The sequence below is a fragment of the Mesorhizobium hunchu genome, assembly GCF_040081975.1.
Lineage (GTDB): Bacteria > Pseudomonadota > Alphaproteobacteria > Rhizobiales > Rhizobiaceae > Mesorhizobium > Mesorhizobium hunchu.
The window spans coordinates 14,948-28,794 of record NZ_JBEBMG010000016.1 but is presented as its reverse complement, the minus strand read 5'-3'; the positions used below and the strand labels follow the sequence as shown (position 1 = coordinate 28,794).

Here is a 13,847-nt window from a genome sequence, read left to right as displayed (position 1 = left end):
GACGCGGCGTCAACGGCTTGGCGGCACCGTTTCCTATTTCGACTGATCTGATGGGGAAACCGTTCATGGTCGGCTATTCGTCAAAGGTCAAACAGGACATAGCGCGCTGGCGCGCGGCAGGCCTGATCGACGTCAAGACCGCCAACGCGTTAAGCCTGGACATCGACCGCAACGAGCGGCGCTCGTTGAGCTTCGGCGCCATACTGGCGATGATGGCGGCCCTGTTGCTGGCCGCCGCCATTCTCATCTTCGTGGCCGCCAACTGGGAGGCGATCCCGCGACTCGGGCGCGTCGGCGCGCTTTTTGCTCTCATCCTGGCCGGATATGTCGGCGGTGCGGTGCTGAAGGGCCGCGATCATCCGGCGGTCGGCGAGGCGCTGTTCATCGTCGCCGCGGCCGCATTTGGCGGCTCCATCGCTCTTGTCGGACAGATGTATCATCTGTCGGGCGACGAATCGTCCGCTTTGCTGACCTGGTGCGCCGGAACCGCGTTGGCAGCCCTGCTGCTTCGCTCCGGCCCGCTGACGGTGGCGGCTGTCGCGATAGCCGACGCCTGGCTGGTGGTTACGCTGTTCAACGGCTTCGATATCTTCGGCTCGACGGCGTTTCCGCACCTGTTCGTCGCGATTGTCGCCATCCTCTTTTGTCTGTCGTACTGGACGCGCAGCCAGCCGGCGCGACACCTCGCCCTGCTGTCGCTCATTCTCTATGCGGCGCTGTTCGCGGCGGACCATGACGTGGCGCAGGTGGCTGTGGCGCTGGCGGTCGTATCCGCCGCCTGCTTCGCTTTCGCCGTCCTTTCGCCTCGACCGGTCGACCGGATCGTCCAGTTGGGCGGGCGCCTGCCGCTGCATGGGCTGATCGGCTTCCTGACCGGCGTATTGCTGCTGCAACTCGAATTTTCCGACAGTGACGTGCGGGGCTTCGCCGTCGCATCGGCGGTTGCGCTGGCCGGCATCGCCGTCGCGATCGTGCTGGCGGGACGCGAGAGCAGGGGGCTGCGCTGGATCGCATATCTCGGCTTCGCGCTCGAACTTTTCATCATCTATGCCGTCACGATGCAGACCATGCTCGGCACTGCCGGCTTCTTCCTTGTCGCCGCCATCATCCTCGGCATCGTTGCCGTGGCCATTATCAGGATAGAAAAACGTCTGGGCCGGTTGGCGGCGCGGGAGGTAGCGGCATGAGCGCGAAAAGGCTGATTGCCGCCGCCTTCGCCGTGGCACTCCTCCAGATCGGTTTTCTCGGCTGGATGATCGCCGGCAGGGCCGCCATCCTGCGTGACGGCAGGGAGATTGTCCTTAAAGTGGAACCTGTCGATCCGCGCGACCTGTTGCGCGGCGACTATGTGCGGCTGACCTACGAGATTTCGCGCATCCCGGCAAAACTGGTCGCAAACGTCTCGGCCGACGAGGCTGCTCGGGATCAGCAGACGATCGTCGTCAGGCTGACGAAAGGCGACGACGGCACATGGCATCCGCAGATGGCGTGGCTCGGCTCTCCGCCTCAAGCGGCAGGACCGGATGCGGTCGACATCGCCGGTACGATCAAAGCCGGCTCGTCTCTCGGCGATAGTGACGCGACGCTTTGGCCGGACTACGGCATCGAACGCTTCTACCTGCCCGAGGGGGAGGGGAAGGCGATCGAAAAGGACATACGCACCCGGCCTTTCCAGGTGAAGATCGCAGTGTCGAGTTCCGGCCAGGCGCAAATCAAGGCTCTTATGGACGGAGCCGCCACGTTGTTCGACGAGCCGCTCTACTGACGCCCTGCGGCCCTGATCGGGGTAGCTTCGACCCAATCTCGGCCCGGCAATCTCGACATTGACAGGGCGGTTCCTACGTGGGATTTGCCGGTGGTCGTGCGGATGTGGCGGAATTGGTAGACGCCCTGGATTTAGGTTCCAGTGCCGAAAGGCGTGGGGGTTCGAGTCCCTTCATCCGCACCAGTTTTCGATCTCGCATATGTTGACCGGTTTTACCTTTGTCACGAAAGCGCCTTCCGCCATGCTTTCGGCGGCTTTGTGCGTCCTGTTGCGGATAGCGAAGATGGTTGAAAATCCGGCTCGCCTGTGACAAAAGGCGTGTCGAATGTGACGGGATGCCAGGGTCCGCTTCTGTAGAATGTGATAAGAAGTCGGAAAAGCAAGGACTTAATCACATTTTGGAGCGTGTCTCGAAAGCTTTGGCCTGCGGCAGCGGCCAGGTTGGCGAATCCCGCGCCAAAGCCATCCTGGCCAAGATTGTTCGGTAGGGCTGCAAGCGGCGGGTTCCGCTTCGACGGTCCGATTGATTGAAACAAAGGTTTGATGATGCAGGTCACCGAAACGCTCAACTCCGGCCTCAAGCGCGAGATCAAGGTCATCGTGCCGGCTTCCGACATGGAAGCCAAGCTCATGACACGGCTGTCCGACGCCCGCGACAAGGTCCGCATCAATGGCTTTCGTCCGGGCAAGGTGCCGATGCAGCATCTGCGCAAGATGTACGGCAAGTCCTTCATGGCCGAGGTCGTGAACGAAATCCTCAATGATTCCCGTTCGATCATCACCGGCCGCGGCGAGAAGGCCGCGATGCAGCCCGAAGTCGTGATGACCGAGGACGAGAAGGAAGCCGAGAAGATCCTGGCCGGCGGCGCCGACTTCGAGTTCCAGCTGAACTACGAAGTCATTCCGCCGATCGACATCAAGGACTTCGCCAACATCAAGGTGACGCGGCCGATCTACGACGTGCCCGAGAGCGAGATCGACGAGCAGGTCCAGCGCGTCGCCGAATCCGCCCGTACCTACGAGGCCAAGGACGGCAAGGCCGCCGAAGGCGACCGGGTGACGATCGATTATGTCGGCAAGATCGACGGCGAGGCCTTCGCAGGCGGCGCCGGCAACGACCAGCCGCTGGTGCTGGGCTCCAAGGAATTCATTCCCGGCTTCGAGGATCAGTTGATCGGCGCCAAGGCCGGTGACGAGAAGCAGGTGACGGTCACCTTCCCGGAGAACTATCAGGCCGCCCATCTGGCCGGCAAGGAAGCGACCTTCGACGTGACCGTCAAGGAAGTCGCCAAGCCCGGCAAGCTCGAGGTCAACGACGAGACCGCCAAGAGCCTCGGCCTTGAATCGCTGGAGCGCCTGCGTGAGATCGTCAAGGGGCAGATCGAGAACCAGTTCGGTTCGATGACGCGCCAGAAGGTGAAGCGTCAGCTTCTTGATCAGCTCGATTCCGAATATCGGTTCGAGGCGCCTTCCAAGCTCGTCGAGGCCGAGTTCAACAATATCTGGACCCAGGTGAACCGCGACCTCGAGGCAGCCGGCCGCACCTTCGCCGATGAGGACACCACCGAGGAAGAGGCGCGCGCCGAATATATGCGCCTCGCCGAGCGCCGCGTGCGGCTTGGCCTTGTGCTCGCCGAGATCGGCGAGAAGGCCGGCGTGACCGTGTCCGACGAGGAACTCCAGCGCTCGCTGTTCGAGCAGGTCCGCCGCTTCCCCGCCAACCAGCAGCAGGAAGTGTTCGAGTTCTACCGCTCCAATCCGGAAGCACTCAACTCGCTGCGCGCGCCTCTGTTCGAGGAGAAGGTCGTCGATCACCTGCTCGGTCAGATTTCGGTCACCGACAAGAAGGTGAGCAAGGACGAGCTGATGGCCGAGGACGACGAGGCCGAGACCGCAGCCAAGCCGGCGAAGAAGGCTTCGGCCAAGAAGGCCGACAAGGCTGAAGCCGGCGAAGAGCCCAAGAAGAAAGCCGCGCCGAAGAAGAAGGCCGCGGCGAAGGACGCCGAGTAGGCTGCTCCGAAACCATTACCGGGAAGGCCGCCGCAAGGCGGCCTTTTTCGTTTGCGCCGCGGCCGGATAGCTATGGTTCCCGGCGGGCTCGATCGTAGGTGGCACGGAGAGGCTCAGGCGCCGTCGTCGACGGTCGATCTTGCCCCGCCGCTCTACAGCATCACACGTTTGATCGTATTCATATGTCGTGCCGCAAGTTTCTGTTTTTTCGAATGTCGTTGTCCCAAAACCGCCGCGCACTTTTGAACGACATGCCTAGATCAGCGCCAACCCCTTCATCGAGACATGACCCTTCTTGCCGATGATGATGTGGTCGTGCACGGTCAGGCCGAGCCTTTTCCCCGCTTCGACGATTTCCCTGGTCATCTCGATATCGGCGCGCGAGGGCGTCGGGTCGCCCGAAGGGTGATTGTGGACGAGGACGATCGCCGTGGCGGAGAGGTCGAGGGCGCGCTTGACCACTTCGCGCGGATAGACCGGCGTATGGTCAACCGTTCCTGTCTGCTGCACTTCGTCGGCGATCAGTGCGTTCTTCTTGTCGAGGAAGAGGATGCGGAACTGCTCACGCTCCTCGAAGGCCATCGCCGCGCGGCAATAGTCGATCACCTGTGCCCATGAGGACAGCGTCTGCCTTGCCTTGAGATCGCTGCGCAGCATGCGATGCGCAGCGGCGGCGATGATCTTGAGGTCGAGCGCGACGGCGGGGCCGACCCCCTTGACCTCGCACAACAGACGCTCGGGGGCTCCCAATACCTCGGCCAGCGTGCCGAAGCGGACGAGCAGCGCCTTGGCGACGGGCTTGGTGTCGGAACGCGGGATGAGCCGGAAGAGGAGAAGCTCCAGCATCTCGTAGTCGGGCAGGGCGCCGTGCCCCGCCGTGACGAAGCGTTCGCGAAGACGGTCGCGGTGGCCGATATAATGAGGCTTGGCCGCCGCGTCAGCCGGAGCGCGGGCAAGCGGTTGCAACGGTTGCTCGCCGAGAAATCCCCGTTCCGTGTCCTGATCGTCGCCCAATCGGTACCCCCGAGGCGATCATAGCTCATGTCGGGGCGATATTGAAAAGCCCGCAGGCGCGCTTTTCACAGGCAGCGTGGCGATCAGGCGAGACTCGGGCGATCCAGCCCGGCGGGCGAAAGCGTGAAAATCTCGCATCCCGTTTCGGTGACGCCGACCGTATGCTCGTACTGCGCCGACAGCGAGCGGTCGCGCGTCACGGCGGTCCAGCCGTCGGAAAGGACCTTCACATGCGGGCGGCCGAGATTGATCATCGGCTCGATGGTGAAGATCATGCCGGGTCGCATCTCCACGCCCTCATTGGCGTTGCCGTAATGCAGGATATTGGGCGCGTCATGGAAGAGCAGCCCGACGCCATGCCCGCAGAAGTCGCGGACCACGGAGCAGCGCTCGGCTTCGGCATAGCTCTGGATCGCCGCGCCGATCGCGCCGGTGCGCACGCCAGGCTTCACCGCGGCCACGCCGCGCATCAGGCACTCATGCGTGACCTCGAGCAGGCGTTCGGCGGCGCGCTTGATCTGGCCGATCGGATACATGCGGCTGGAATCGCCGTGCCAGCCGTCGAGGATATAGGTGACGTCGATGTTGACGATGTCGCCTTCCCGCAGCGGCTTGTCGTCCGGAATGCCGTGGCAGACAACATGGTTGATCGAGGTGCAGACCGACTTGGTGTAGCCGCGATAGTTCAGCGTCGCGGGTATGGCGCCATGATCCATGCCGAACTCGAAGACGAAGCGGTCTATGGCGTTGGTCGTCACGCCCGGTTTCACTATCGTCGCGAGTTCGTCGAGGCAGCGCGCGGTGAGATCGCAGGCCTTGCGCATGCCTGCGAAGCCGTCCTCGCCGTAAAGGCGAATCTGGCCGGTGTTGCGGAGCGGCGCCTCCGCGGCATCGAGATAGGTGACCATGTGAACTGCTGGCTCGAGGATTGATCCGCCTATCATGTGACACCGAACGGGCTTCGCTTCAACCTTTGACTGGAACCGAAGCCGCCGCGGGCGGCAAATGGCGCATAAACGGGTGCTGATATCGCGTTGCAACAAAGGTGCCGCAATGCCGACATAATGCCGAACAATTGAAATCTTAACGCAACCTTTCCATCTGAGTGGCGTTGCGCCCACGCAGGGCCGACAGGAAAGACACGTCATGGACAATTCGCATTTCGCCGTCCCCGTCCGGGTGAGCACGCTCCCGGAAATGCCGATCGAAGAGATCTACAGCGTCGAGCAGGCCCTCGACGTGCTGGCCGAATGGCCGAAGGGACGCCAGGGCAAGCTCTACCAGGCGGCGTTCAACGCCTGCTTCGGCGCCAGTGTTGGCGTCGTCTCCACCGAAGAGGCCTGCCGCGCGTTCGCCGCCTTCTGCCGGGTCAGCGGCATCATGGCCAAGGACATGATGAAGCCGAAGAAGGGCGCTGAACAGCCAAGGCTGATGTAGCCGGCGTTTCAGCCAACTATTCGCATCAGAAAGACAAAGCCCCGAAGCGACGCTCCGGGGCTTTGTCTTTGCAACCCATCGAATCCGTCGGGCTCAGAAGAAGCCCTTGCGCTGCCACCAGCCGCCGCGCTTCGGCTTTTCAGCCGCCGGCGCCTCGTCGGAGGAACCGGACACGACCGAGGAAACTACCGGCTCCGCTGGTGCCTGCTCGGTCGAAGTCTTACGGCGCGACGACCGTGCCTTGGGCTTGGCTTCCTCGGCGGCAACCGTGGTCGCCTTTTCGTCCGGTCCATTCTCCTCGCCGGTGGCCGCCTTCGCTTCGGTCACCGCTGGCTCGGCTACCGTCTCCTCGGCGGCTTTCTTTGCCTTTGCGGTGCGGCGCGTCCGCTTCGGTTTCTGTTCCGGAGCGTCGTCATTGGCGGCGACAGGCGAATCCGCCTCCACCGGCGCGGGCGCTTCGGCTTCCGGCTCCGCGGCCGCCTGAGCCTCCGCCTGTTCGCCGGAGGCCTCCTCGGTCACGGTCTCGGCGTCGCCATCTTCGCGACGATTACGCTTGCCGCCGCGCTTGCCGCGCCGACGCTTCTTGGCAGACGTGTCCTCGGCGGACGCCTCCGTGGCATCGGCCTCCGCGGCGTCCTCATTTGCATCCTCGGAAGCCTGGACGTCACCATCGTCCTGCGTGGGGGCCGCCTGGTCGCCGTCGCGATCGCGCCCACCACGGCGGCGGCGCCGGCGCCTGCGCTTGCGCTGGCCTTCGCCCTGGTCTGCCTGCCGCTCCGGCTGGCGCGGGGCGGTTTCCTCGGCCTCGTCGGTCTCGTCGTCCTCGACGACGATCTCGTCCTCGGGTTCCTCGGCGGCGGCGAAGGGCAGGGCGCGGACTTCCGTGAACCCTTCCGGCTTTTCCGCGACCGCGCCGCGTACGATGACGTAGTGCTGCGTGCTGACGCTGTCGTCCGCCTCGATGGCGATGGTCACGCCGAAGCGCTGCTCCATCTCGACCAGTGTGGAGCGCTTGTGGTTGAGCACGTAGAGCGCGGTGGCGACCGGAGTCTTGACCGTGATGTGATGCCGGGAATCCTTGAGCAGGAATTCCTCGATCCCCCGCACCACCAGCAGCGCCACCGAGGAGTCGGAACGGACATGGCCCGTGCCGCCACAATGCGGGCAGGGCTTCATGGTCGATTCGAGCACCGAGGCGCGGATGCGCTGGCGGCTCATCTCCATGAGGCCGAAATGCGAGATGCGGCCGACCTGAATGCGGGCGCGGTCGTTCTTGAGGCAATCCTTCAGCTTCTTCTCGACCGCCCGGTTGTTCCGGTTCTCCTCCATGTCGATGAAGTCGATGACGATCAGTCCGGCGAGGTCGCGCAGGCGCAACTGCCGCGCCACTTCCTCCGCCGCTTCCAGATTGGTCTGGAGCGCGGTGTCCTCGATGTTGTGCTCGCGCGTCGAGCGGCCGGAGTTGACGTCGATGGCGACCAGCGCCTCGGTCTGGTTGATGATGAGGTATCCGCCGCTCTTCAGCGTCACCTGCGGCTGCACCATCCTGTCGAGCTGCGCCTCGATGCCGGCGCGCGCGAAGATGGGCGTCGCGTCGCGATAGGGCTGGACCACCTTGGCGTGGCTCGGCATCAGCATGCGCATGAAATCCTTGGCCTCGCGATAGCCTTCGTCGCCGGAAACCAGGATTTCGTCGATGTCCTTGTTGTAGAGATCGCGAACCGAGCGCTTGATCAGCGACCCTTCCTCATAGACGAGGGCAGGGGCGCTGGATTGAAGCGTCAGGCTGCGGACATTTTCCCACAGCCGCATCAGGTATTCGTAGTCGCGCTTGATCTCCGCCTTGGTGCGGCTCTCGCCGGCGGTGCGCAGGATGACGCCCATGCCCTGCGGCACTTCGAGGTCGGCAACCACTTCCTTGAGGCGCTTGCGGTCCTGCGCATTGGTGATCTTGCGCGAGATGCCGCCGCCGCGCGCGGTATTGGGCATCAGCACCGAATAGCGGCCGGCGAGCGAGAGATAGGTAGTGAGCGCCGCGCCCTTGTTGCCGCGCTCTTCCTTGACCACCTGCACGAGCAGGATCTGCCGGCGCTTGACGACTTCCTGGATATTGTACTGGCGGCGCGTCGGCTTGCGGCGCGCGCGCACTTCGTCGAGCGCGTCCTCGGCGCCGACCGACTCGATTTCGTGGCCGTCGCCGTTCGAGGCGTGGTCATCCGAAGAGTGGTCGTCATCGGCGGCGTCATGGTCGTCGCCGCTCTCGTCGGCGGGTTCCCTGGCCTCGTCCGGGACCTCTTCCGATACGATCTCGGCATCGGCGCTGGCAGCTATGGTGACGTTGGTTTCGTCATCGAGGACGGCGGTCTCGGCCGCGTCGCCGTCGACAGCGGTCGCCTCGTCATCGTCAACGTCCTGTGCGGTGTTCCCGTCCGCTGCGTTTTCGGTCGCGCGCGTCTCGTCGCCATGATTGCGGTTGCGGCCGCGGCGGCGGCCGCGGCGTCCCTTGCCGCGCTCCTGCCGCTGCTCGCCGGCGTTCTCTTCGTTCTCCTCGTCTTCGGCTTCCTGCGCTTCCGCGCGCAGCAACGCCTGACGATCGGCGACCGGGATCTGGTAGTAGTCGGGATGGATTTCGCTGAAGGCGAGGAAACCGTGCCGGTTTCCGCCATATTCGACGAAGGCTGCCTGAAGGGAAGGTTCGACGCGGGTTACGCGGGCGAGGTAGATGTTTCCTTTGAGCTGCTTCTTGTCCTGGGATTCGAAATCAAATTCTTCGATACGGTTACCGCGAACGACAACGACGCGGGTTTCCTCCGGGTGGGAGGCGTCTATCAGCATTTTGTTGGGCATTATTGCGTTTCCTCCCGGCACCCGCCAGCAACGGCCGGACGGGGAAAGCCCGTCGCCGTGAAGCCTGGTGATTGTGGGTGCCGGATAATTGAACGGTCGCTACGAGGGGGCAAGACGCGAAGAAGATGCCGCCCGCTGCCGTCACGGCGCGGTTCATTGCGGATCTTGTTGTCTTTGCGCCTGAAGCCATGGAGACTCAGCGAACCTTTTTGAACCAAAGCCCGGAAACCCGGACCAGCTAGATGCTCTGCAAACAGAGCCGGCGCAGGTTGCAACCCTTGCCGTTTGCCTTCACGCAGACGCTTCCCCCGCCACGGGCGCACGCCTGCGAAATCCAATCGCAATCGCCTGATCCTGTCGTGCCGCCGAACTGTGGGCGGCGTACCGATCTTCCCTGGACCGCGGTACAAGTGCGGGTGGAAAACCGGTTGCAGAATTGCAACGATCCACCGTCGCTTTTATGATTTGGCGTGTGGGAAGGCAACCCCGATTTCCCGCGCCGGCAAAAAGCACTGTCGTTGTGGAATGTCCGGAACGGGCGCGGCGGCGACGCTTGAAAAGGCTTGGTTAACCTTCTCTGGATACCAATCGTTAATCACGGTTGCGGCACTGCCGCACCACCGTCACCGGCCGCATGAAGCCAAACCGGGAGCGACTGGCACCGAGATGGGGCTGAAAGCATCGACAATCAAGAGGTTGCGGCAGATGCCGCGCATGCAGTCCTGTTGCTGCGCGCTCCTGCTTGCGGCCGTGCTCGTCGCCTTTGGCGGGATGGCCGCGACGGCGCAGCCGCGCGACCGGGCCGCGGAAACGCCGGCGGCTGCCGATCCCGCGGCGCCCGCCGAAGCCAGCCCGCAATTCATCAAGGCGCGCGACTACAAGATGGCGGGTGACGCTTCCGACATGCGCGTCGTCGTCAATTTCGACGGCGAGCCGAATCCCAGATGGTTCCTGCTGCGCGGGCCGGACCGCCTGGTCATCGATCTGCCGAACACGAAATTGTTCTTCGATGCGGATGACGTGAAGGCGAGGGGGTTGGTCCGCAGCGTGCGCTATGGCGCGACCGCCAACGGCGCGTCGCGGCTCGTCCTTGCCGGCAAGGGACCGTTCATCGTCGACAAGCTCGACGTGTTGAAGAACGAGGACGGCCAGGGCTACCGCATGGCGATCGACATTTCGGCCGCGTCGCAGCGCGAATTCGACGCCGCGCTGGCCGATCAGGTCCTCTCCACCGGCTCCACCGTGTCCGGCAGCAAGGGTGAGCGCGTCGGGACCGGACCGATCGCCACGCCGGACCATCGCTTCACCGTCGTCATCGATCCGGGACATGGCGGCATCGACGGCGGTGCAGAGGGCATTACCGGGGCGATCGAAAAGAACGTCACGCTGGCCTTCGCCACCGAACTGAGGAACCAACTCGTCAAGACCGGGAAGTACGACGTCTTCATGACCCGCGAGAGCGACGTCTACCTGCGCCTGGACGATCGCGTGCGCATCGCCAGGCAGCACGGGGCGGACCTGTTCATCTCGATCCATGCCGACACCATCGCCGTGAAGGGCCTGCGCGGCGCTACGGTCTACACGGTTTCCGACAAGGCTTCCGATCCGGAGGCGCAGGCGCTCGCCGACCGCGAGAACCTGTCCGATCAGTTTGCGGGCATGGAGATCAAGGACGACAATCAGGAAGTGACGGATATCCTGATCGACCTCATCCGGCGCGAGACGCATTCCTTCTCGCTCAGTTTCGCGCATACGCTGGTCGGCCAGCTGTCCAGCACGGTCAACCTGATCAACAAGCCGCATCGCGAAGCGGGTTTCCGCGTGCTGAAGGCGCCCGACATTCCGTCCGTGCTCGTCGAGCTGGGCTACTTGTCCAATCCCAAGGACGAGGCCGAACTGATGGATCCGGATTGGCGGGACAAGGCGGCGGCATCGATCACGAAGGCTGTGGCGCTGTTTGCCGCGGCACATGCGCGGGCCGGCGGCTAGCGATGCGGCACGGTCTCCACAAGCCCTTGCGGCGTTGCCTGGTGACAACACAGAGAGTGTTACTTTTCGACTTTATGAGCCGAATGGGCCGGCTGCCGCATTTTGTCCACATCAGAGCGACATGGGGTTTGGCTCGCGGCCTGGAACCGTCCCGACATCTTGCGCCTTGCGCTGTCTGGTTTAGGACAGAGCCGAACCCCGGACTGGAGCGGGCATGATTCGTCTCATCGGTTATTTCTTCGGCATCGGAACGACGCTGGCGCTTCTGGTCGCGGCGGGCGTCGCCGTTTATGTCGGCCATCTCGCCAAGGACCTGCCCGATTACGAGGTGCTCGCCAAGTACGAGCCTCCGGTGACGACGCGCATTCACGCCGACGACGGATCGCTGATGGCCGAATATGCCCATGAGCGCCGTCTTTATCTGCCGATTCAGGCGATCCCCGACCGCATCAAGGCCGCCTTCCTGTCGGCCGAGGACAAGAATTTCTACAGCCATCCGGGCATCGACATCCAGGGCATCGCACGCGCTGCGCTGCGGTACGCGACGGGCGGCCCGATGCAGGGCGGCTCGACCATCACCCAGCAGGTGGCGAAGAACTTCCTGCTGACCAACGAGCAGACCATCGACCGCAAGATCAAGGAAGCGATCCTGTCGTTCCGCATCGAACAGGCCTACCCGAAGGACCGTATCCTCGAACTCTATCTCAACGAAATCTATTTCGGACTGGGCGCCTACGGCGTGGCCGGTGCCGCGCTGACCTATTTCGACAAGTCGGTCAACGAATTGACGGTGGCTGAGGCGGCCTATCTGGCTGCCCTGCCGAAGGGACCTTCGAACTACCATCCCTTCAAACACACCAAGCGGGCGATCGAACGGCGCAACTGGGTGATCGACCAGATGGTCGAGAATGGCTACGTGACGAGGGAAGAGGGCGACAAGGCCAAGGCCGAGCCGCTCGGCGTGACGCCTCGGCGCAACGGCAACTACCTGTTCGCCGGCGAGTATTTCACCGAGGAAGTGCGCCGTCAGATCATCGCGCGCTACGGCGAGAACGCGTTGTACGAAGGCGGCCTTTCGGTGCGCACCACGCTCGACCCGCGCCTGCAGCGGCTGGCCCGCAAGACCATGCAGAACGGCCTCATCAAATATGACACGCTGCGCGGCTACCGCGGCCCGGTGAAGACCATCGACGTCTCGGGCGACTGGGGCGTCCCTCTCGGTGAGATCAAGGACCTCGGCGACGTGCCCGAATGGACGCTCGCCGTCGTGCTGGAAAGCGACAAATCGGGCCTCACTGTCGGCTTGCAGCCCAAGCACGAGGTGTCCGGCGCGCTCGACAAGGAGCGTGCCCAGGCGACCGTCGCCAAGGACGACATGAGCTGGGCGATGCGCTACAAGAAGGACGGCAAGACGCTGAAGGCGAAATCTCCTGCCGATGTCCTCAAGCCCGGCGACGTCATCTACGTGCAGAAGAAGGACGATGGCGACGGCTACATGCTGCGCCAGGTGCCGGAGGTCGAAGGCGGCATGGTGGTGATGGACCCGCATACGGGTCGCGTGCTCGCCATGGTCGGTGGCTTCTCCTATGCCGAATCCCAGTTCAATCGTGCCACCCAGGCGATGCGCCAGCCCGGCTCTTCGTTCAAGCCGATCGTCTATTCGGCCGCGCTCGACAACGGCTACACGCCGGCCTCCGTCATCATGGACGGACCGATCACCATCCAGACCGGCAACACGACCTGGACGCCGAAGAACTATGACGGGCGCACCGCCGGCCCCGCCACCCTGCGTTCCGGCATCGAGCGCTCGCGCAACCTGATGACGGTGCGCCTCGCCAACGACATGGGCATGAAGCTGGTGGTGGAATATGCCGAGCGCTTCGGCGTCTACGATCATCTGGCGCCCTATCTGCCGATGGCGCTGGGCGCCGGCGAGACGACCGTCATGCGCATGGTCACCGCCTATTCGATCATGGCCAACGGCGGCAAGTCGATCAAACCTTCGCTCATCGATCGCATCCAGGACCGCTACGGCAAGACAGTGTTCAAGCAGGACGAGCGGACCTGCGAGGGCTGCAACGCCACCGAATGGCACAACCAGCCCGAACCCGAGCTGATCGACAATTCCGAGCAGGTGCTCGACCCTATGACCGCCTACCAGATCACCTCCATGATGGAGGGCGTCGTCCAGCGTGGTACGGCGGTGACGGTCTCGCAGCTCGGCTATCCGATCGCCGGCAAGACCGGCACCACCAACGACGAGAAGGACGCCTGGTTCATCGGCTTCACGCCCAACATCGTGGTGGGCCTCTACATGGGCTACGATCAGCCGCGCGGCCTCGGCCACGGCGCCACCGGCGGCGGCCTCGCCGCGCCGATCTTCAAGAACTTCATGAAGACCTACCTTGTCGGCCAGCCCAAGATCGACTTCAAGGTGCCGGAAGGTATGAAGCTCATCGCCATCAACCGCAAGACGGGCATGAGGGCCAATCCGGGCGACCCGGGCGCGTTCATCGAGGCGTTCAAGCCCGGCACCGGTCCGGCCGACAGCTACTGGGTGATCGGCATGGGCGACGACGGCTCTAACGGCCCCGGCGCGGCGCTGTCTCCCGGGGCGGCGCAGGCCATCCAGGGCGGCGGCGGCGGACTTTATTGACGCCTTTCGTCATCCCGGCCGTGAGGGCGGGTTGAGTGCTTCTACTTACGTCATTCCGGGCTCCGCTGCGCGGCCTCGGAATGACGATCTGCGTGAGAATGGCTTTGATTTTCGGGATGACGCGGTAGC

9 protein-coding genes and 1 tRNA gene are annotated in these 13,847 nt (G+C 63.7%); 7 read left to right on the top strand and 3 right to left on the bottom strand.

Features of this window, described 5'->3' with window-relative positions:
- Positions 1-65 precede the first annotated feature (65 nt).
- The 4 genes from ABMA46_RS19960 (at position 66) to tig (ending at position 3,775) form a co-directional block, all read left to right on the top strand.
- A complete protein-coding gene (locus ABMA46_RS19960) occupies positions 66-1,187 on the top strand; it encodes a DUF2157 domain-containing protein (RefSeq protein WP_349001756.1) in 1,122 nt (373 codons plus the stop codon).
- Positions 1,184-1,765, top strand: coding sequence for a GDYXXLXY domain-containing protein (locus ABMA46_RS19955; RefSeq protein WP_349001755.1), 582 nt, complete (start codon positions 1,184-1,186; stop codon positions 1,763-1,765). The genes ABMA46_RS19960 and ABMA46_RS19955 overlap by 4 nt, the downstream gene beginning before the upstream one ends.
- Positions 1,766-1,863: 98 nt before the next feature.
- Positions 1,864-1,948: transfer RNA gene (locus ABMA46_RS19950), tRNA-Leu, on the top strand.
- 363 nt (positions 1,949-2,311) lie between these two features.
- Complete coding sequence (gene tig, locus ABMA46_RS19945; RefSeq protein ID WP_349001789.1) at positions 2,312-3,775, top strand: trigger factor; 1,464 nt, start codon at positions 2,312-2,314, stop codon at positions 3,773-3,775.
- A gap of 255 nt (positions 3,776-4,030) precedes the next feature.
- On the opposite strand, the gene radC is transcribed toward tig, so the two are convergent.
- Both radC and map read right to left on the bottom strand, forming a co-directional pair.
- On the bottom strand, positions 4,031-4,789 hold the full coding sequence (radC, locus tag ABMA46_RS19940) for a RadC family protein (protein ID WP_349001754.1): 759 nt from the start codon (positions 4,787-4,789) through the stop codon (positions 4,031-4,033).
- Between the two features lie 83 nt (positions 4,790-4,872).
- Positions 4,873-5,697, bottom strand: coding sequence for a type I methionyl aminopeptidase (gene map, locus ABMA46_RS19935; protein ID WP_349001753.1), 825 nt, complete (start codon positions 5,695-5,697; stop codon positions 4,873-4,875).
- Positions 5,698-5,935: 238 nt separating this feature from the next.
- Between map and ABMA46_RS19930 the strand changes: the two genes are divergently transcribed.
- A complete protein-coding gene (locus ABMA46_RS19930; RefSeq protein ID WP_349001752.1) occupies positions 5,936-6,226 on the top strand; it encodes a DUF982 domain-containing protein in 291 nt (96 codons plus the stop codon).
- Positions 6,227-6,319: 93 nt separating this feature from the next.
- On the opposite strand, the gene ABMA46_RS19925 is transcribed toward ABMA46_RS19930, so the two are convergent.
- Positions 6,320-9,073: an Rne/Rng family ribonuclease gene (locus ABMA46_RS19925; RefSeq protein WP_349001751.1), complete on the bottom strand. Its 2,754-nt coding sequence runs from the start codon at positions 9,071-9,073 to the stop codon at positions 6,320-6,322.
- Positions 9,074-9,778: 705 nt separating this feature from the next.
- On the opposite strand from ABMA46_RS19925, the gene ABMA46_RS19920 reads away from it, so the two are divergent.
- Positions 9,779-11,062 (top strand): N-acetylmuramoyl-L-alanine amidase, encoded by a 1,284-nt coding sequence (locus ABMA46_RS19920; protein WP_349001750.1) that lies wholly within the window; start codon positions 9,779-9,781, stop codon positions 11,060-11,062.
- A gap of 214 nt (positions 11,063-11,276) precedes the next feature.
- Positions 11,277-13,718, top strand: a complete 2,442-nt coding sequence (locus tag ABMA46_RS19915; protein WP_349001749.1) for a penicillin-binding protein 1A — start codon at positions 11,277-11,279, stop codon at positions 13,716-13,718.
- Positions 13,719-13,847: the final 129 nt, after the last annotated feature.